Annotated in this window: 14 protein-coding genes and 4 tRNA genes; 17 read left to right on the top strand and 1 reads right to left on the bottom strand. The window is 33.5% G+C overall.

The window, feature by feature from the left end:
* The first annotated feature begins 21 nt into the window (after nucleotides 1-21).
* The 8 genes from sixA to A9G34_RS08100 all read left to right on the top strand — a co-directional run bounded on the left by sixA (nucleotide 22) and on the right by A9G34_RS08100 (nucleotide 6,863).
* Nucleotides 22-465: a phosphohistidine phosphatase SixA gene (gene sixA, locus A9G34_RS08135; protein WP_218055706.1), complete on the top strand. Its 444-nt coding sequence runs from the start codon at nucleotides 22-24 to the stop codon at nucleotides 463-465.
* Entirely contained in the window at nucleotides 444-3,920 is a 3,477-nt protein-coding gene (gene recB / locus A9G34_RS08130) for an exodeoxyribonuclease V subunit beta (protein ID WP_065569410.1), read from the top strand. Before sixA ends, recB begins: the two co-directional genes overlap by 22 nt.
* A gap of 549 nt (nucleotides 3,921-4,469) precedes the next feature.
* Entirely contained in the window at nucleotides 4,470-5,084 is a 615-nt protein-coding gene (locus A9G34_RS08125) for a TIGR04211 family SH3 domain-containing protein (protein ID WP_051825037.1), read from the top strand.
* The gene (locus A9G34_RS08120) at nucleotides 5,085-6,182 is read left to right on the top strand and encodes a CCA tRNA nucleotidyltransferase (protein ID WP_034943828.1); all 1,098 of its coding nucleotides are present in this window, start codon (nucleotides 5,085-5,087) and stop codon (nucleotides 6,180-6,182) included.
* Between the two features lie 116 nt (nucleotides 6,183-6,298).
* Nucleotides 6,299-6,375, top strand: a tRNA-Met gene (locus A9G34_RS08115).
* A gap of 37 nt (nucleotides 6,376-6,412) precedes the next feature.
* Nucleotides 6,413-6,497, top strand: a tRNA-Leu gene (locus tag A9G34_RS08110).
* Between the two features lie 24 nt (nucleotides 6,498-6,521).
* Nucleotides 6,522-6,596: transfer RNA gene (locus A9G34_RS08105), tRNA-Gln, on the top strand.
* 192 nt (nucleotides 6,597-6,788) lie between these two features.
* Nucleotides 6,789-6,863, top strand: a tRNA-Gln gene (locus A9G34_RS08100).
* 425 nt (nucleotides 6,864-7,288) lie between these two features.
* Here the strand turns inward: A9G34_RS08100 and A9G34_RS08095 are convergent.
* Nucleotides 7,289-8,089 (bottom strand): YdgH/BhsA/McbA-like domain containing protein, encoded by an 801-nt coding sequence (locus A9G34_RS08095; RefSeq protein ID WP_065569409.1) that lies wholly within the window; start codon nucleotides 8,087-8,089, stop codon nucleotides 7,289-7,291.
* 1,025 nt (nucleotides 8,090-9,114) lie between these two features.
* Between A9G34_RS08095 and A9G34_RS08090 the strand changes: the two genes are divergently transcribed.
* The 9 genes from A9G34_RS08090 to purH all read left to right on the top strand — a co-directional run bounded on the left by A9G34_RS08090 (nucleotide 9,115) and on the right by purH (nucleotide 20,521).
* Nucleotides 9,115-11,586 (top strand): class I adenylate cyclase, encoded by a 2,472-nt coding sequence (locus tag A9G34_RS08090; protein WP_065569408.1) that lies wholly within the window; start codon nucleotides 9,115-9,117, stop codon nucleotides 11,584-11,586.
* Between the two features lie 209 nt (nucleotides 11,587-11,795).
* The gene (gene rpoE / locus A9G34_RS08085) at nucleotides 11,796-12,368 is read left to right on the top strand and encodes an RNA polymerase sigma factor RpoE (protein ID WP_065569407.1); all 573 of its coding nucleotides are present in this window, start codon (nucleotides 11,796-11,798) and stop codon (nucleotides 12,366-12,368) included.
* Between the two features lie 49 nt (nucleotides 12,369-12,417).
* Nucleotides 12,418-12,978 carry an RseA family anti-sigma factor gene (locus A9G34_RS08080; protein ID WP_034943819.1) on the top strand — a complete coding sequence of 187 codons (561 nt, stop codon included), beginning with the start codon at nucleotides 12,418-12,420 and terminating at the stop codon, nucleotides 12,976-12,978.
* A gap of 6 nt (nucleotides 12,979-12,984) precedes the next feature.
* Complete coding sequence (locus tag A9G34_RS08075) at nucleotides 12,985-13,986, top strand: MucB/RseB C-terminal domain-containing protein (protein WP_080715849.1); 1,002 nt, start codon at nucleotides 12,985-12,987, stop codon at nucleotides 13,984-13,986.
* A gap of 136 nt (nucleotides 13,987-14,122) precedes the next feature.
* A complete protein-coding gene (lepA, locus tag A9G34_RS08070; RefSeq protein ID WP_034943812.1) occupies nucleotides 14,123-15,919 on the top strand; it encodes a translation elongation factor 4 in 1,797 nt (598 codons plus the stop codon).
* Nucleotides 15,920-15,943: 24 nt separating this feature from the next.
* The gene (gene lepB / locus A9G34_RS08065; RefSeq protein ID WP_034943810.1) at nucleotides 15,944-16,945 is read left to right on the top strand and encodes a signal peptidase I; all 1,002 of its coding nucleotides are present in this window, start codon (nucleotides 15,944-15,946) and stop codon (nucleotides 16,943-16,945) included.
* A gap of 12 nt (nucleotides 16,946-16,957) precedes the next feature.
* Entirely contained in the window at nucleotides 16,958-17,632 is a 675-nt protein-coding gene (gene rnc / locus A9G34_RS08060) for a ribonuclease III (RefSeq protein ID WP_034943808.1), read from the top strand.
* Nucleotides 17,629-18,534, top strand: a complete 906-nt coding sequence (gene era, locus A9G34_RS08055) for a GTPase Era (protein ID WP_034943806.1) — start codon at nucleotides 17,629-17,631, stop codon at nucleotides 18,532-18,534. Before rnc ends, era begins: the two co-directional genes overlap by 4 nt.
* Nucleotides 18,535-18,928: 394 nt before the next feature.
* Nucleotides 18,929-20,521 carry a bifunctional phosphoribosylaminoimidazolecarboxamide formyltransferase/IMP cyclohydrolase gene (gene purH, locus A9G34_RS08050; protein WP_034943804.1) on the top strand — a complete coding sequence of 531 codons (1,593 nt, stop codon included), beginning with the start codon at nucleotides 18,929-18,931 and terminating at the stop codon, nucleotides 20,519-20,521.
* Nucleotides 20,522-20,612: the final 91 nt, after the last annotated feature.

Below are 20,612 nucleotides of genomic sequence, written 5' to 3'. Positions count from 1 at the left end.
AAATTAATGAAAGTTTGCATTATGAGGCATGGCGAAGCAGGGTTTTCTGCTTCCACTGATTCCGAGCGAGCGCTGACTACTTATGGCATTAAACAGTCAAATCAAGTTGGACTATGGCTTAAGCAGCAAAATTTTCAATTTGATTTAGGCTTAGTAAGTCCCTATTTACGTGCACAACAAACACTATCGGTGTTATCATCAAAGGTGAGTGTTTCAAAAATTGAAACGAATAAATTGTTAGTTCCAGGTGGTAGCCCATCACATATTGTTGATTTATTAATTATGTTATTGTCACAAAGTTTTGAAAATATAATAGTAGTATCTCACTTGCCGTTAGTAGGATATTTAATTGGCGAGCTATGCCCGCAAGCTCTGCCATCTATGTTTTCAACTGCGGCTATTGCCTGTGTGGATTTGTCTTCAAATGCAGCTGGGAAGCTTGAATGGTTTCATCAAGTAGGATAAAAAAACTCAACCTTTTTGATTTACCTTTAACAGGTCGAACCTTAATTGAAGCATCGGCAGGCACTGGTAAAACTTATTCTCTCGCTTTTATTTATTTAAGGCTATTGCTTGGTATTGGTCAAAATAGTTATCCAAAACCTTTAAATGTTAGCCAAATTCTTGTTGTAACTTTTACAAAAGCAGCAACTCAAGAACTTCGTTCTCGCATTAGGCTAAATATTCAAGAATTAAAAATAGGGTTACAGCAAGGGCATCATAAAGATCCTATTTTTCAACAATTAATTGAGTTAATTGTTGATCGTCAATCAGCTTTGCAGAAACTAAATGACGCTCATCAATCAATGGACGATGCAGCAATTTATACTATACATAGTTTTTGTCAGCGCATTTTAACCAGTCATGCTTTTGAATCTGGTGTTCTATTTGAACAAAATTTTGTTGCAGATGAATATCAACTACAATTGCGTGTAGTGCAGGAATTTTGGCGTCGCTATTTTTCGCCACTTGATAAATCACTGGCATATTTAATATTTGCTACGTGGCAAGACCCAAAAAGCTTATTGAAAGATATCACACCATATTTAAATTTAGAACAACATGACAGTGATGAAATTAATTTTGATATTGTTTCAAAAATACACACCTTTTATCAAAAAAAATTGACAAAGATTAACGAGATAAAACATGAATGGTTAACATCAATCGAAGAAATTACTAGTATAATTACACAGTCAGGGATAAATAAACAATCATATAGTATCCGAAATTTACCTAATTGGTTGGCTAAAGTATCTCAATGGGCAAATAAAGATACCTACACATTTGAATTGCCCAATGAACTGGAAAGGTTTAGTCAGTCTGTCTTAACCGAAAAAACAAAAAAAGGAAAAATCGTCCCTTGTCATACTATTTTTGAAAAAATTGAGACATTATGTAAACACCCGATAGATTTGCGTAGCCAAATATTAATGGATATTGTGAAGGTTATACAAAAGGGAATTTATGACGAAAAACTCAAATACGGAGAGATAAGTTTTGATGATCTTATTTGGCAACTTAATCGTGCTTTATGCAAAAAAACAGGAAAACGGTTAGCTCAAAGTATTGCAAAAAAATATTGTGTAGCCTTAATTGATGAATTCCAAGATACTGATCCTCTTCAATACCAAATTTTCAATCGTATTTATGATAGTCAACAATCTGATTGCGGCTTGCTATTTATTGGTGATCCGAAACAAGCTATTTATAGTTTTCGCGGCGCTGATATTTTTACTTATTTAAAAGCCAAGCAGTCAACTGGTGAAAATTATTTTACAATGGATGTTAACTATCGTTCATCCGCACCGATGATAAGTGCTGTTAACCAGTTATTTGCTAATCATGATAATCCGTTTATCTTTAAAGACATTCCTTTTTTACCAATGAACGTAGCAAAGCAGAATGAACGAAAAGCCTTATTAATTAATAATCAAGAGGCTAGTGCATTCACTGCTTATTTATTGCCTGATGATATTTCTACCAATGACGAATATCAAGAGTATATGGCAGGTTGTTGTGCTAAACAAATTGTGAAATGGTTATCTGATCCTTCGATATTAATCAATAATCAACATGAATTACGTCCTGTTACTACTTCTGATATTGCTATTTTGGTTCGTACTGGACGTGAGGCTGAGATTATACGCCAAAAATTGTCGGATTCTGGTATCAAAAGTGTTTACTTATCAAATCATCGTAGCGTTTTTTCTTCAGATGAAGCAAAAGATGTTCTTTGCTTGTTACATGCAGTATTAATGCCTGAAAACGAATCAATGTTAAGATTGGCATTAATGACCTCTCTATTTGGGCAAACGATGTCTGAGCTTGAACAAATCACTGATGACCAAGATAAATGGGAAAGTTTAGTAGAAGAGTTTAAACAGTATCAAGTTGTTTGGCAACACTATGGTGTATTTGTTATGCTGCGCCGAATGATGAAAAAACGTCATTTAGCTGAAGATATTTTAGTTCGCCAAAATGGTGAACGTATATTAACTAATTTAATGCATTTGGGTGAATTATTGCAAGAAGCAGAAAATGAATTAGATAACCCTCATTCGTTAATAAGTTGGTTAAAAAAACAAATTGTAAATCCTGATTTGAATTTAGAAAATCATGAGCAGCGTCTTGAAAGTGATGAAAACTTATTAAAAATCATAACCATTCATAAATCAAAAGGTTTGGAGTTTCCGATTGTATGGTTACCATTTATTTCTATGTATCGTTCATCAGAAAGTCAATTTTATCATGATAAAAAAAATGACTATCAGTTAACATATGCTTGGTTATTAACAGATGAAATTAAAAAACAAATAGAAGAAGAACGCCTTGCCGAAGATTTACGGTTATTATATGTTGCTATGACTAGATCTATATATCATTGCAGTATTGGAATTGCTTTTTTAAATAAAAAACAATCAGCTATAAATCACCTATTAAAATATGATTTACGTTCGATTGCAAATATTGCTGATTTAGTAGATGTTCAATTGCCAATAGTAACTGAAAAATATGTTTCCCCTGTTTTAAAAAAAACATCATTATCTGCTAATGTTTTTTCACGACAGCTTTCAACTTGTTGGAGAGTAACTAGTTATACGGAATTACAAAAGCGTAATAATACCGCATTGGCTTATAATCCAGAACTCAATAATGACTGGGACGAATATCAACCACAATCAGAAATTACAAATTCAACTAATTTGCAATATGATATTCATCATTTTCCAAAAGGAGCCTATGTTGGTACATTAATGCATAGCGTTATGGAAAATCTTGCATCAGAAAATGTTGATGAATTATGTATTCAAATGTTGAAAAAACTTAATTTGGATACAGTGTGGAATGAACCTATCAAAGTATGGATACAAAAGGTACTAACCACGAAACTTCATCAACCAAACTTAATATTATCAAATGTATTAATAGGAAAATGCATTAATGAATTACAATTTCATTTTCCAATTCGTGAAAAAATATCTAGTCAGCAATTAGATAGTTTATGTAAAGAATATGATGAACTATCAAAATTATGCCCTGAATTAGATTTTGGCACAGTACAGGGTATGTTAAAGGGATTTATTGATTTGGTTTTTGAATTTGAAGGTAAATATTATATAGTAGATTATAAATCAAATTGGTTAGGTAATAATGTATCATATTATGAGAAAAACGAGTTAGAAAAAGTAATGTGCGAGCATCGCTATGATTTACAATATCAATTTTACAGTTTAGCTTTACACCGCTTTTTAAGAAGCCGAATTACAAATTATCAATATCAAACTCATTTCGGTGGTGTTTATTATCTATTTCTGCGAGGAATGCCTGAACAAGGTATCTTTTTTCATCGCCCTAAACAAGCATTTATAGAAAAACTTGATAAGTTATTTGATGGCAATGCCATAAAAATAGTGTAATAGGCAAAAAATAAGATACTAATTGAGATTCTTGTTTTTTATAGATTATAAATTTTCTTTATCAACATTTTAAGCTCACCTATAGTTATAACGCTTATTGGTCAATAATAATTTGGGTATATTTTGGTGTCCAAAAATTATTATTAACAATCGTATTAATTTATTGATAACTATTTGATTTTATTTTTAAAAATAGTTAATTGCATATTCCTCCACATCTATGTATTAAATCATAAGAACCAAAAGCTTTTCACAGTTCAACTCACGAAAATAGGTTGTTTTTTTAATTTGGATATAAAGTTAATGATAATTTAAACTATAACCTGATTTATTACTTAATGAGCAAATAATGTATGGTAACGATCACAATAATTTACTTGTTAATAACTATAATATTTTTTGATTGATATCTCATAAAAATGTAATCGATTTCATTTAAGTATATTTCATAACTCAGGTTCTACCTACATCAATTGTAAAATGATTGTGCGAAAAGATATTTTTTTATGTTATCATGTAAATTATTTACGGATGATTGTTTGAAATATAATGAAAAAACAGAATATTATTACTTTATTTTCTTTTATTATGTTGGCTTCAAATGCTAATGCAGTAGATAAATATGTGGCAGATGAGGTTGATGTTTATTTACGCCGTGGTCCGAGCCAACAGCATGCAATTTTATATACGGTCAAAAGTGGAGCTAAAGTTACTGAGCTCGAAAAAAGTCCTGATGGAAAATATACACGTATCAAACTTAACAGTGGTAAAGTCGCATGGATTGAAACGAACAAATTAAATGACTATCCAAGTTATAAAGAACGAATCCCTGTTTTAGAAGCAAAAATCGCAGAATATAAAGACAAAGTAGATAATGCAGAAGATTATCATCAAAAAATGATTAGTGATTATGTTGAAAAGTTACAAACATCGGAAAAATTAATTGAAAACCTACAAAATAAAAATAATGAATTAGAAAGAAAGTTCAAAGAACAAGAAGTACAACTGGATTCAGCATTAAATCAAGTTGACGATAAACGGCGTGATTTAATTATTACTTGGTTTACTTATGGTGGTCTTGTTGCAGGAGGTGGTTTTCTCTTAGGGCTAATTCTACCTAATATTATGCCTCGTCGACGCAAAAAAGATCGTTGGATGCATTAAATGAGTAAAACCTATCTAGTTGGTGGTTCTGTACGTGATAATTTACTAGGATTACCAATTGCTGATCGTGATTGGGTTGTAGTCGGAGCAACACCCGATGAACTTGTATCACAAGGTTTTCATCAAGTGGGAAAGGACTTTCCTATTTTTTTACACCCGACTTCAAAAGAAGAATATGCATTAGCTCGTACTGAACGTAAATCAGGAAAGGGTTATACAGGGTTTACCTGTGACTTCGGTAAACATATTACCTTAGAGCAAGATCTCATCCGTCGTGATCTCACTATTAATGCTATAGCGATGGATGAAAATGGCAACATTATTGATCCTTATCATGGTGTTGATGATCTTCATCACAAATTATTACGTCATGTTTCTCCTGCTTTTCGTGAAGATCCATTACGTGTTTTACGTGTTGCACGCTTTGCTGCTCGTTATCATCAATTAGGATTTGTAATAGCCCAAGAAACAATGGATCTAATGAAAGAAATGGTATCAGAAGGGGAGGTTATATACCTTACAGCTGAACGAGTCTGGAAAGAAACTGAGAAAGCATTATCAACAGCAAACCCTCAGGTTTATTTTCAAGTGCTCGAACAATGCGGCGCACTTTCACTATTATTTCCATCTGTAATGCTAACAAATGATCTTCTTAATGCACTAAAAAAATCAGTATTATTGACTGATAATCTAATCATTCGTTTTGCTGTTTTATGTGGAAATATGGTGAATAGCACATTGGTTAAAACGCTATGTAATAAAATTAAAACACCAAGCCAATATACTAAAATTGCTATTATGGTACAACAATATCGAAAAAACGTGGAGCAAATACAACGACTAGAAGCTAGTCAAATTCTTAACTTACTAAATAATATTGATGTATGGCGTAATTCACAACACCTTAATCAATTGATTATTGCAAGCCAGGCTTTTTCTGAAACCGATTCATATCCCCAAGCTCAATATCTTGAAAATGCCTATAAAATAGCTAGAAGCGTGGATGTCCAAAATATTATTGCTGAAGGGTTCACTGGTAAAAATATTCAGCTCGAATTGCAAAAAAAACGAATTGAATTGTTATTAAACTGTATTTGATTGTAACTTAATCAGTCGCCACTTTTTTTCAAAATATCTTAAAAAAAGAGTTGACGATTTGCCGTAACACAAGCATAATGCGCCTCGCAGTGTTGGTTATGACGTTGCGAATAAATGGCTACGTAGCTCAGCTGGTTAGAGCACATCACTCATAATGATGGGGTCACAGGTTCGAATCCCGTCGTAGCCACCATGAAGATTAAGTAGTACTTTTATCGAAAGTGTTCAGTGCGGGTGTGGCGAAATTGGTAGACGCACCAGATTTAGGTTCTGGCGCCGCAAGGTGTGTGAGTTCAAGTCTCTCCACCCGCACCATTTAATCTTAGTATTTATCCTTTTTGGGGTATAGCCAAGCGGTAAGGCAGCGGGTTTTGATCCCGCCACGCCCAGGTTCGAATCCTGGTACCCCAGCCATTACAATGTTAGTATATTCAACATTACTCGATTCGGCATGATTTAAATTTTGGCATATTGCCCTAAACGCTGCTTAGCTGCTATTGTTGTGGTAGCGCCTAGTAGATAGATATGCTAATTCATAATTTAGTTTCGAAAGTTGTATGAGTTCAAATCTTACATTGTCCATACCAAGTGCCTTATTTTTTATATTGGGGTATAGCCAAGCGGTAAGGCAGCGGGTTTTGATCCCGCCATGCCCAGGTTCGAATCCTGGTACCCCAGCCATCATTATTTTTTGAATTATTCCTCTTGTGCTCATGCTAGCAAAAAATAGAACGCCTTGTTATATAGTTCAATATTTGTTTTAATTTTGAACTTTCATCATTATTAACATTATAGCTATTAATAGTAACATTTTCGAAATGAAAGGGCGTAATAGTACCTCCCAAACCATAATTAGGTTTTAACATTATAATTAATTGATTCAGTTTAGTGGTATATAGTAAGCTCTTGTCATAATCACGATTGCACTCAGCTAGCTGAAAAAATATCCGGTTTTATAAAATAAGAAGCGATACTATAAATAATTTTCAGTATAGAGCACCAAGTGCGTAAACAGGATTACTAATCAATAGAAGATATAGTATGGTTATTTATTTCCACGTGATCATAAATGATTTCACACGTGGAAAATTACTATTGCAATAACATTATTTATATAAATTCACAAATACAGTTTGAGCAGTGCCTGCAGCATTTGATGTAACTTCTTTAACATAATAAAAATGAGCCCCATTAGCAATGGCATGCTTTTGTGAAGCAGAGCTTATTTCAGAAGTATTATTAAATACCCCATGGAAACTAATTGTGTTATAAGGTTTCATAATTTTGAATGCATCACTACTTAACTCATATGCATCTTCGCCTTCAATCGCCTTAGTAACAATATAATCTCTTATAGGGGCATCTTTTTTATATAAAGCTACCTCCACATCTTGCGCCAGATTTTGTAAATTAGCTGAAGTAATGGATGTAATGTAAAATGCATAAGCATTTTTCTCGGCAGCTATTTTACTTGCTTCGTTAGTAATTTCAGAAGTATTATTGAAATTGCCTTTAAATTTAACAATTTCAAATGGTAAATAATAAAGTGCTTTATTGCGTTCATATGCCACAATTCCGTTATAAGTTGTTTCATCTTTTTTTAATGTGATTGGCGCATTTGATTGATAAATATCAGCGTAAACAACAGCTAAATCAGCGGAATCTGTAGTAGTAGCATTTTCAATAGCTGTTATATGATAATATTTAGCGCCAGCTTCATCTGCTATTCTTGAAATATCATCAGCTGCGTTTTCTGCTTGTAAATAATTGCCTGTTACTGAGATTTCTTTCATTGGTACCAAATTACTACTTTCTTTTGCTGTTAATGGTTCTGCAGCATAAAGATTTACTACGGGAAAAGATAATAATGCAACTAATGTAAAAGATAATTTCTTGGAATGTTTCATTTTAGTACCCTTTGTTTTTAAGTGATTTAAATCAATATGTAACGCTTACTTAACGGGCAGATGAAGTGTCAATTTCTAGATACTATAGCAATCTGAAAGAATGCTCAGATGTTTGTCTATTTTCTGCTTATTAAAAGCGTTCGAACATAAAGTTGTTAATGAAAGATAATTAAACAACTTGTTATACATAAAAGAATTGTTGCGTGATACTCAAAGAATTTCGAAATGCAGCATCATTCTACAGTATTAGTAGTTAAATACGCAACAGGTTGTTAAAAAACTCTGTTTTATTTTGCGTACCTATAAAATTTATTATTAAAGTCAAATGAATCAAAAAAGCTAAGTTAGCAGTAGCTGTGATAAAAACATTTAATGTTTAGGCTGTTATATCCTAAATAATATAATCATTCATAATGATAAAAATAAAATGAATAATCAGATCTTTTTCTTCATTCAACTTTTCGGTTAAGCAATCAATTAAATTAATAGAGTATTTGTAAAACAAGCTAATCCATATAGTAAATCAGTTTTCAAATTCACATAGATTTAGTTATATAGTATTCAAAATTGAAAGAATTAGAGCCCCCCATAAAAAGATAGGTGATCTTTGCTCATGATGTGATACATTAATTTCATTGATCTAATATTATGATTTGCTTTATTGGTAGAGCCAACGACTTAATTATTTCTCCTTTAATCATATATCAAATGTAATATTGATTGATTCTAGATATCTACTTAGTAAACAGATACCACTGAGTTACCTTTGTAGTATCTTTTGTCTTAATTAAAATAATAATTGCAATTGTTCATCGAAACTTACTATTGATAATAAAACAGATGCTTTATTATCAACATATTTAACAAAATTAATGTTATTAAACTGTTTAATAATTTTACAATTATTGTGAATAATAACTTAATTTATAGATATTAAAAATTTTTAGTCTATTTACCTTCTAGTTATAAAGTGTTAGATTGATTGCCGTCCGTTGGTGGTACACCTGTTTTATCTAAATAATGCTATGCTATATAATATTAGTAACATAAAAAAAGAACTTAAAGATCTAGCCAATCTAAAGTATGAACGAGCTTTGATTGGAATGTCAGCTGAATTTCAATACGTTTTTTCGTTGTTACCAGCTATTTTTCATTTTCATGATCCCAAAATACCTGGGTACATTAATGAAGATACACCCCATGGTATAGCTTATTATCATCTACCTCATGAAATTGAAAAACAACTTAAAAATGATTTTGGTTTTATTCCTACAGCAAATGCAGCCAAATCAGAAATATCAGCATTATATTCAATGGGTAGTACTTGTTCCATTGGTCAATCTGTTCAGTCTGATCTAGACATTTGGATATGTATTGAAAATAATTTATCAGAAAGTCGAAAACAAACGTTACTACAGAAATGTCGTTTAGTAGAACAATGGGCGGAAAAACAACAAGTAAAACTAACACTCTTTGTTGTAAATGCTGATCGGTTCGTTAATAAACATCATGAATGTTTAATGGGAGAAAACTGTGGATCAGCACAACATATTTTGTTACTTGAAGAATTTTATCGTACCGCAAACCTTTTAGCCGGTAAATACCTATTATGGTTTGCGGTGCCTTATAATTTAACAATAAATAACGTAAGTCACCCAACGTATGAGCAATGCGTTAACGCCTTAGTTGAACTAAAATTAGTAAATCGTGAAGAATGGATTGATTTTGGACCATTAACCGGATTATCAGCAGAAGAGTATTTCGGAGCATGCTTGTGGCAGCTTTATAAAAGTATTGATTCTCCTTTTAAAGCGGTGCTTAAAACATTATTGCTCGAAGCCTATTCATGGAGCTATCCAGAAAATAGGCCGATCGCTTATGAAATGAGAGAATGTATACAAAAATCTGAAACTAAGAAAAATATTTATTTAGATTCTTATTATATGCTTTTAGACAGGATCACAAAATATTTAATCGAAATTAAAGATCTTGAGAGATTGGAATTAATACGAAACTGTTTTTACTTAAAAGTCAATGAAAAATTATCTCAACCTAATAAAGCTGCTTCATGGCGTCGAGATGTATTAAATAATCTAGTTAAAAAATGGAATTGGAGTGAACAGCGAATTACAAAGTTAGATGCAAGTAATACATGGAAAATTCAATCTGTCCGCGAAATGCATGAAATACTTTTGCACACAATGATGACAGGTTATCGTAATTTACTAAATTTTGGTCGCCGAAATAATTTAGATTCATTAATTAGCCCACAAGACTTAGCTATTTTAACGCGTAAATTGTATGCTTCTTTTGAAGTTTTGCCAGGTAAAATAACAACATTAAAACTTAATATTTCCAATGACTTACAAGAAGAAGTGTTAACATTTATCCATGTAAAAGAAGACCGAATAAATCGAGCTGGCTGGTATGTTTATAATCAAAAACCAGTATTGGAATCAATATTAGGGCATCAATATCTAGAATACAGTAAATATCTTGTTAAACTAATAAGTTGGTGTTATTTTAATGGTTTAATTTCTGATACAACCGAATTTTATTATCATGATGCAGATGATAGAGATAATTCAAAAATCAACCGGTTCATTAGCGATCTAAAAGAATATTTCCCAATTATAGTGCCCGCAGCTACAGAAGAACAGTTATATGGTCCTTGCGAAATTCGCCATTTAGCTATTATTTTAAATTTAGAAAATGATCCAAGTTCCAATTTAGAATTAGAATATGAAATTAGTAAAAATGTTTTAAATTATGGTAAAAAAGAGCTTAGCTTAGTAGGATCAATTGATCTACTTTATAGAAATTCATGGAATGAAATACGTGTATTGCATTTTAGTGGATCGTTATGTGTACTAGAAGCCATTAAAACATTACTAAATCGAATGCATAAAGATGCTGATTTACCTAATCCTATTGAAATTTTTTGCTACAGTAAATATCTAAGTATAGAAATTAAACAGCAAATAAAAAAATTAATGGATGAATGTATTGAACTTCGTTTAACTACAACACAAAATAATTTCACACAAGTAAAACCGTTAAGAATTGATGGATCTTCGTGGTATCTTTTTTTTGAACGCTTAGGTGTTTCGTTTCATCAGTTCGAAAATGCGGTTGATTTTTATGGTGCGGTATCAAATAATAAAGTTCAAGGTCGTCCATTGAATATACTAGATGAAACTGATGAATTACCCAAAGAAATTGACAGTGTTGCTTATGAAGGTATTATCCAATTCTTTTTTGAAGATACCAATTCAGGTTTTGATCTTTATATATTAAATGAACACAACCAAGTAGAAATTTATCGCAATTGCAATGGCACAAAAGAAAATATGGTCAAAGATATCAATGATTTTTATGTTTTATCTGATGATCGTTTTACGTTTACTACAAGCAGCTCTGTTAATTTTAATCTACCTCAATTTTACCAAATCACCTATAATGATGTTGGTAAACGTGAGATCTTTTTATTGAATTAGATGATCACTAAAAGTGATATAAATATGAAAAATATCATAAAATCAATTATTAATTCAAATAAAAATAGGGCAGTTCTATTTTAAACAGAAAAAAAAATTAATTTTCTATTAAAATATTGGAACTTTTTTAAATTTTAAGAATCTAACTGTATGTGTGCACATATTTTGGGTCAGCTAGCAGTTATTAACATAATGAGGAATGGCCTTTAATGGGGGAGCAAGTAACAGATCAAGTATTGGTTGCTCGTGTATTAAGTGGAGATAAAAATGCGTTCAATTTACTTGTAATACGTTATCAAAGTAAATTGGCTCATTTGGTTTCTCGTTATGTACTTGCTTCTGAAGTCCCTGATGTTGTGCAAGAAACCTTTATTAAGGCTTATCGCTCTTTAAGTCTATTTAAGGGAGAAAGTGTTTTTTACACTTGGTTATACCGAATTGCAGTAAATACAGCAAAGAATTACTTAACTTCTCAAGGTCGCAGGCCGCCGTTATCTGACATCGATGCTAATGAGGCCGAAAGTTATGAAGGTGCAGATTCTCTTAGGGATCCTGATGATCCCGAAAATTTAGCGCTTTCAGAAGAAATCAAAAAGACGGTATTTGCAGCAATTGAATCATTGCCTGATGATTTAAGGATTGCAATTACACTGCGTGAAATTGAAGGATTAAGTTATGAGGAGATTGCCGAAATTATGGATACACCGATTGGAACAGTGAGATCACGCATTTTTAGAGCAAGAGATGCGATTGATGAAAAAATTAAACCATTAATTAGTTAATGGAAATAAAAATTGATTGAGAGTAGTCATAAATTTTAAGGTATCTACTATGCGAACAGAACAGAAAGAACAACTTTCACTACTTATGGATGACCAACTTACAGACCAACAGATTATGGATGAAATATCAAAAGATGTAAGTTTACAATCATGCTGGCACCGTTACCATATTGTACGAGATGTCATGCGAGGTGCACTGCATAGTAGCTCATTAACTCTAGACATTTCTAATCAAGTTGCACAAGCAGTTGCTAATGAAAATTTATATGATCAGTTAGATAACCAACCTAATCCGAATCAAGTTTCTATTCCAAAAACTGAAAGCTTACTTTGGATACGTATTAAAGATGTCATATCAAAAGTAGGTCAAGTAGGACTTGCTGCTTGTGTTACCTTAGCCATTATTGCAGGAGTACAGTATCAACAAGGCAAATCTGAAAGTAATCATGGCGTACCGACATTAAACACAGTTCCTTTTGGTGTTAATGTTGCTCCAGTTGGTGGTATACAACAATCAAACGAACAGTTATTACTTGAAAAAAGACAATATGATAAAATCCGATTACTTGTACAAGATTATGAACTACAAAAAAGACTGAACGCACGTTAACCCGAAATGAGATTAATATTTAATTCAGGTTTACTAATGATTAAAAAGAGTCGATATTATATTGTCACTTTGTTTCTGATATTATTCTCCCTAGTTGCTAATGCAATGGATTATGATGAGGCCCTCAGCCTACTAAACAAAATGAATAAGGCTGTGCAAACTCAAAATTATCAAATTCATTTTCTATCGCAAGAGAAAAATCAGTATGTTACCACCTATGAATATACACATTTAGGTGCAACGAAAAAAAACGACATTAAAGCGATGTTACTTTATCTTGAAGGTTCAGCGAAAGAAATTATTTTGCATGATAATATTACTAGTTATTTCCAACCAGACAGCGCTTCTTTTTCTATAACCAGTCCTCGAATTCTTGAAGCATTTCCGGATGTAATTTATAACAATTTCAGTAAACTGATTGATGTTTATGATTTTACATTATTGGGAAAAACCAGAACAGCGAATCGAAGTGTTCAACTAGTTAAAATGATAGCCAAAGACAAAGATCGTTATAGCTATGTTTTTTGGATTGACGATGAAATTTATTTACCGCTTCGAATAGACTTATTAGACCAGCATAGTGAAATTATTAGCCAATTAAAAGTTGTGGATCTTGATTTAAATTTTGATAAAAACAAAATTAATGATTATATCGATACACGAACATATCCCATATTATTATCAATACAAAAAGAGGGCGACGTACTAGAAGCATGGCAACTAGCTTGGTTACCAAAAGGTTTCAAAGAAATTGCAGCCTACAATGTTAATTTTTACAATTCTGATATAGAAACTAAATTATTTTCTGATGGTGTTTTCTCATTTACAGTTAATGTATCGCCTGAAAAAACAAGCCAATCAAATCAATTTATACAGCAAGGTGGTCGAACTGTTTTTTCAACAAATATTGGGCAAAAAAATATTATTATTATTGGTAATTTGCCACGCACAACCATTGAGCGTATTGCGCAAAATATTGTCGAGAAATCAGCGCAAAATTCTCGATAACGCTATGCTTAGTAGTGATAAATGTGTAAAATGCTACTTTTTCTGACTTCGTTATCATTATAAATACTATTTATAATCAAATGGCATTTAAATCGTTAACTTTTTATAACAAAAATACAGATTATAATTTATTGATATGAATAAAAATATCCGCAATTTTTCAATTATTGCCCATATTGACCATGGGAAATCAACACTTTCAGACCGCATAATACAGATTTGTGGTGGGCTTTCTGATCGTGAAATGGAAGCACAAGTGCTAGACTCCATGGATTTAGAACGTGAGCGTGGAATTACAATTAAAGCGCAAAGCGTAACATTAGATTATCAGGCTAAAAATGGTGAAACATATCAGCTGAATTTCATTGATACACCTGGTCATGTTGACTTCTCATATGAAGTTTCACGATCGCTAGCAGCTTGTGAAGGTGCATTATTAGTGGTTGATGCAGGTCAAGGGGTTGAGGCGCAAACATTAGCAAACTGTTATACAGCCTTAGACATGAATCTTGAAGTGGTGCCTGTTCTTAATAAAATTGATTTACCTGCTGCTGAACCTGATCGTGTGGCTGCTGAAATTGAAGATATTGTTGGTATTGATGCCTCTAATGCGGTGCGATGTTCTGCTAAAACAGGCATAGGTGTAATTGAAGTACTTGAACAATTGGTGAGTGACATTCCAGCGCCAAAAGGGGATTCAAACGCTCCACTACAAGCGCTGATCATTGACTCATGGTTTGACAACTATTTGGGTGTTGTTTCATTAATTCGTATTAAAAATGGCGAATTACATAAAGGTGACAAAATCAAAGTTATGAGCACAGGCATGACTTATAACGTTGATAGAATTGGTATTTTCACACCTAAACAAGTTGATAAAAACTGCTTACGATGTGGTGAAGTTGGCTGGGTTGTTTGTGCAATCAAAGATATTTTGGGTGCACCTGTGGGCGATACTTTAACCTCTGCAAAAACACCTGCTGAAAAACCATTACCAGGGTTCAAAAAAGTAAAACCGCAGGTTTACGCAGGTTTATTCCCAACGAGCTCGGATGATTATGAAGCATTTCGAGATGCACTTGGAAAATTAAGTTTAAACGATGCTTCACTCTTTTATGAGCCAGAGAATTCAGGCGCATTAGGTTTTGGCTTTAGATGTGGCTTCCTTGGCTTACTGCATATGGAAATTATTCAAGAGCGTCTAGAACGTGAGTATAATCTCGACCTAATCACTACAGCACCAACGGTTGTTTATGAAGTACTAACGACATCAAATGACATTATTTATGTGGATAGCCCGGCTAAACTACCTGCGGTCAACAATATTCAAGAATTACGAGAACCGATTGCTGAATGTAACATTTTAGTCCCACAAACTTACTTAGGAAATGTGATAACATTATGTGTAGAAAAACGTGGTGTACAAACTCACATGGTTTATCATGGTAATCAAGTTGCTTTAACGTATGAAATTCCAATGACAGAAGTTGTTTTAGATTTCTTTGACAAACTCAAATCAACCTCTCGTGGGTATGCTTCGTTAGACTATGGTTTCAAACGTTTCCAAGCGTCTGACATGGTAAGATTAGATGTATTGATTAACGGCGAGCGTGTAGATGCGTTGGCATTAATTACGCACAAAGACAATGCGCCTTATCGTGGACGAGAATTAGTTGAAAAAATGAAAGATCTTATTCCACGCCAACAGTTTGATATAGCTATTCAGGCAGCTATCGGAAATCATATTATTGCCCGTTCAACGGTTAAACAGTTGCGTAAAAACGTATTAGCCAAATGTTATGGCGGTGATGTAAGTCGTAAGAAAAAGCTTTTACAGAAGCAAAAAGAAGGTAAAAAACGCATGAAACAAATTGGTAATGTTGAATTACCACAAGAAGCGTTTTTAGCTATTTTGCATGTCGGTAAAGATTAATAAATCAGTTAAAGAGGAATAAAAATGGCTGGAACATTTGCCATCATATTAACATTAGCAACATTCATTACAGGAATATTTTGGGTTCTAGAAAAATATAAATGGAAACCTGCTCGCCAACGAAAAGTTGAAGAAGTTCGTAAACAATGTAATGGAGACATTGATGGAAAAATACTTGCTGAAGTTGGCAAGCCTAAAGGTTGGATTGAAAACTTAGCTTCATTTTTCCCTGTACTTTTTGTGGTATTTATCATACGCTCATTTTTAATTGAACCTTTCCAAATTCCGTCTGGTTCAATGATGCAAACGTTATTAATTGGGGATTTTATTGCAGTTCAAAAATATTCCTATGGATTACGCGATCCTATAACTAATACAGTATTAATTTCAACTGGTCATCCAAAACGTGGGGATGTTGCTGTGTTCAAACACCCTGATGGATCCCAATTAGATTTAATTAAGCGTGTTGTTGGATTACCTGGTGACAAAATTGTCTATCTTGTAAAAGAGAAAAAAGTTATTGTTTATCCGGCTTGCCAAATAAACGATACCAATTGCACAGCCCAAAAGGAAGAACCTCTTGATTTACACTATAGTGAATTACGACAAAGCAATTGGAAAGAAGTACATCAACGATCTAAATCCAACCCTAATTTTTATACCTTACAACAGTATAAAGATAGAGGGATCACCGATTCTGATTCATTAATCACTTTTAACATGAAAATACGGCAAGAAACATTAGGTAACAAGGTGCATGATATCTTAATTACACAAGGAACTTATGAAGATCCTAATTATTTCTATCACCAAAAAGGACAGCCGATAGCTACATGGGTAGTACCTCAAGGGCATTACTTTATGATGGGTGATAATCGTGACAATAGTGGCGACAGTCGCTATTTTGGCTTTGTTCCTGAATCAAACTTTGTTGGTAAAGCGGTAGCAATATGGATGAGCTTTGAAAAACAACCTAATGAATGGCCGACAGGCATCCGCTTTAGCCAGATTGGTGGTATACACTAAGCTATCACAATTATGAAAAAATTTATTCAAATTCAACAATCAATAGGTTATCAGTTCCAAAACATTTCATTATTAGAACTAGCACTGACTCATCGCAGTGCTAATAAATCACATAATGAACGATTGGAATTTTTAGGGGATTCAATATTAAGCTTTGTTATTGCAGATGAGCTTTTCCACCGTTTCACCCAGCAAGATGAAGGTGATTTAAGCCAAATGCGAGCAAGTTTAGTTTGTGGTCAAACGCTAGCGGAAATTGGCATTAACTTCAAATTGGGTGATCACCTAATTCTTGGTCAAGGTGAATTAAAAAGCGGCGGATATCGTCGAGAATCAATAATATCGGATGCTGTCGAAGCCATTATTGGTGCTATTTATTTAGATAGTAATATTGAAAATGTACGTCGATTAATTTTATCTTGGTACCAAACTCGATTAAAAGAGATAAAACCAGGCATCAAACAAAAAGATGCTAAAACACGTTTACAGGAATATTTACAAGGTATACATCATGAAAGACCATGTTATCTAATTCTTGAAGTGACAGGCGATAACCACGAACAAGAATTCTTAATCCAATGTAAAATCGAAAATGACAAACATGAATATTTAGGTCGTGGTTTGAGCCGCCGTAAAGCAGAACAAGCCGCAGCTCAAGAAGCGCTTAATCAACTAGGTATAAAATGACAGAAAAAACAAAACATTGTGGATTTGTTGCTATAGTAGGACGCCCAAATGTTGGCAAATCGACTTTACTAAACCAATTACTTGGACAAAAAGTTTCAATTACATCACGTAAAGCGCAAACGACACGCCATCGTATTGTTGGAATTGATACCCAAGATAACGACCAAATTATCTATATTGACACCCCAGGATTACATATAGAAGAAAAAAGAGCCATAAACCGCCTAATGAACCGAGCAGCAAGCAGTTCAATTGGTGATGTTGAGTTGGTTATTTTTGTTGTCGAAGGTACACATTGGACTGATGACGACGAAATGGTTGTCAATAAACTGAAAGACTGCAAAAGCCCTGTATTATTAGTGATTAATAAAATTGACAATGTCACTGACAAAACACAGCTATTGCCACATATTCAAACGATCAGCCAAAAAGTGAATTTTCTTGATGTCATACCGATTAGTGCTGAAACAGGCGAAGGTATTGATATCATCAAAAATATTGTTAAAAAACACTTGCCTGTAGGTGAGCATCATTTCCCTGAAGATTATATTACTGATCGCTCCCAACGTTTTATGGCATCTGAAATTATTCGCGAAAAGCTAATGCGATTTTTAGGCGATGAATTACCCTATTCGGTGACTGTTGAAATTGAACAATTCAAAGTGGACGAACGTAACGGCATGTACCGTATTAATGGATTAATCTTGGTTGAACGCGACGGACAAAAGAAAATGGTTATAGGTAATAAAGGCGAAAAAATCAAAAAAATTGGTATAGAAGCTCGCAAAGATATGCAGTTATTCTTTGATAATAAAGTTCATTTAGAGCTTTGGGTAAAAGTCAAAGCGGGTTGGGCTGATGACGAGCGTGCCTTACGCAGTCTTGGTTATAGTGACGACTAACATATCATAACCAACTAGCTATCGGTATAGTGGCATAAATTAAACATAATATTGATAGCTAGTATTGATATCACAACTTATTGATACAAAATACTAACAAAACTACACAAAATCGCCCTATATAAATGAAAGCAGTTCTAAAATATAAACGCCCCACCTAACGCGCTTTATAGTCCAAATTTAATTAAAAATAAAACATATAATTAGACCTAATTAGCTCAGTGATATCAAAATTTTTAAATTTTAAAGCTACTAGCAAAACTATCTAATAAAACACCCGAATTATCATAAATCTATCAGAATATAAACTAATTACTAAACAACAACAACGCTTTTATATATAATACCGATTTAACTGATTTGGATTTAAAGTATCAACATCGGGAGTCCCATCATGCAGCAGTTACGTCCCATCCATCGAGCCTTACTTAGTGTTTCTGACAAAACTGGAATTGTAGAATTTGCCCAAGCTCTACATCAACGAAACGTACAACTTCTATCAACGGGGGGGACCGCTAAATTACTTATGGAACACCAAATACCGGTCATAGAAGTATCTGATTACACTGGTTTTCCTGAAATGATGAATGGAAGAGTCAAAACGCTACACCCCAAAATTCATGGCGCTATTTTAGCGCGACGAGGAATTGATGATAATATTATGCACCAATATCAAATTGAGCCTATTGATATGGTCGTTGTAAACCTATACCCTTTTGCACAAACCGTGGCTAAACCAAATTGTACTTTAGATGATGCTGTTGAAAATATCGATATTGGCGGTCCAACCATGGTGCGCTCTGCTGCTAAAAATCATAAAGATGTTGCCATTGTGGTTGATTGTAGTGATTATCAACATATCATTGATATGATGGATAATAACCAAAACGCTCTTTCTTTTGAATATCGTTTCAATCTTGCCATTAAAGCCTTTGAACACACCGCCAAATATGATGGAATGATCGCCAACTATTTTGGGCAACAAGTACCACCGTATATGGGCGAAACCGACAAACCAGCAGGACAATTTCCACGCACATTAAATCTTCAATTTATAAAAAAACAGAACATGCGCTATGGTGAAAACAGTCATCAACAAGCCGCTTTTTATATTGAAGAAGGCGTTAACGAAGCATCAATAGCAACGGCAAGACAACTACAAGGTAAAGCACTATCTTATAACAACATAGCCGACACTGACGCAGCGCTTGAATGCGTAAAATCCTTTGAACAGCCTGCTTGTGTAATTGTCAAACACGCCAACCCTTGTGGTGTTGCGGTTAGCGACAATACTTTAAATGCCTATTTAAATGCCTACAAAACCGACCCCACATCAGCTTTTGGAGGCATTATTGCCTTTAACCGCCCATTAGATGCGGCAACGGCTCAGGCTATTGTTCAACAACAATTTGTTGAAGTTATCATTGCCCCAATTATCAATCAAGATGCGTTAGCCATTATTCAAGCGAAAAAAAATGTACGCGTGCTGGAATGCGGCGAATGGTCAACACCTACGGTGGTCAGTTTAGACTTTAAGCGTGTTAATGGCGGATTATTAGTACAAGATCGTGATTTAGGCATGGTATCGCCAAACGAACTTACTTTTGTCACCAAACGCAAACCAACAGAACAAGAACTGTCTGATGCTTTATTTTGTTGGAAAGTAGCCAAATTTGTTAAATCCAATGCCATTGTTTATGCCAAAAACAACATGACAATTGGCATTGGCGCAGGACAAATGAGCCGAGTTTATTCCGCCAAAATTGCAGGAATCAAAGCACAAGATGAAAACCTAAAAGTTTCAGGTTCTGTCGTTGCTTCCGATGCCTTTTTCCCATTTCGGGACGGGATTGATGCAGCAGCGGCAGCGGGAGTAACGTGTATAATTCAACCTGGCGGATCGATTCGTGATGACGAAGTGATCCAAGCTGCAAATGAACACAATATTGCAATGATATTTACGAATATGCGCCATTTTAGACATTAATTTTGAAATGAATAATATGGCAACTTTGCTTATTATTACAAATAATTACTTATAGTTATCTTTTTATTAAAAAGGCATTATTAAGGATTTT

It is taken from the genome of Gilliamella sp. Choc4-2 (assembly GCF_001690355.1).
Taxonomy (GTDB): Bacteria; Pseudomonadota; Gammaproteobacteria; order Enterobacterales; family Orbaceae; genus Gilliamella; species Gilliamella apicola_A.
Note: the sequence above shows the minus strand (reverse complement) of the source record. Positions and strands in the feature narration are given on the sequence as shown.

Excerpts from the sequence above, each read along its gene's own strand:
- sixA (WP_218055706.1), top strand. The coding sequence starts at position 22 with ATGAGGCATGGCGAAGCAGGGTTTTCTGCTTCCACTGATTCCGAGCGA.
- recB (WP_065569410.1), top strand. The coding sequence starts at position 444 with ATGGTTTCATCAAGTAGGATAAAAAAACTCAACCTTTTTGATTTACCT.
- A9G34_RS08125 (WP_051825037.1), top strand. The coding sequence starts at position 4,470 with ATGAAAAAACAGAATATTATTACTTTATTTTCTTTTATTATGTTGGCT.
- A9G34_RS08120 (WP_034943828.1), top strand. The coding sequence starts at position 5,085 with ATGAGTAAAACCTATCTAGTTGGTGGTTCTGTACGTGATAATTTACTA.
- A9G34_RS08095 (WP_065569409.1), bottom strand. The coding sequence starts at position 8,089 with ATGAAACATTCCAAGAAATTATCTTTTACATTAGTTGCATTATTATCT.
- A9G34_RS08090 (WP_065569408.1), top strand. The coding sequence starts at position 9,115 with ATGCTATATAATATTAGTAACATAAAAAAAGAACTTAAAGATCTAGCC.
- rpoE (WP_065569407.1), top strand. The coding sequence starts at position 11,796 with ATGGGGGAGCAAGTAACAGATCAAGTATTGGTTGCTCGTGTATTAAGT.
- A9G34_RS08080 (WP_034943819.1), top strand. The coding sequence starts at position 12,418 with ATGCGAACAGAACAGAAAGAACAACTTTCACTACTTATGGATGACCAA.
- A9G34_RS08075 (WP_080715849.1), top strand. The coding sequence starts at position 12,985 with ATGAGATTAATATTTAATTCAGGTTTACTAATGATTAAAAAGAGTCGA.
- lepA (WP_034943812.1), top strand. The coding sequence starts at position 14,123 with ATGAATAAAAATATCCGCAATTTTTCAATTATTGCCCATATTGACCAT.
- lepB (WP_034943810.1), top strand. The coding sequence starts at position 15,944 with ATGGCTGGAACATTTGCCATCATATTAACATTAGCAACATTCATTACA.
- rnc (WP_034943808.1), top strand. The coding sequence starts at position 16,958 with ATGAAAAAATTTATTCAAATTCAACAATCAATAGGTTATCAGTTCCAA.
- era (WP_034943806.1), top strand. The coding sequence starts at position 17,629 with ATGACAGAAAAAACAAAACATTGTGGATTTGTTGCTATAGTAGGACGC.
- purH (WP_034943804.1), top strand. The coding sequence starts at position 18,929 with ATGCAGCAGTTACGTCCCATCCATCGAGCCTTACTTAGTGTTTCTGAC.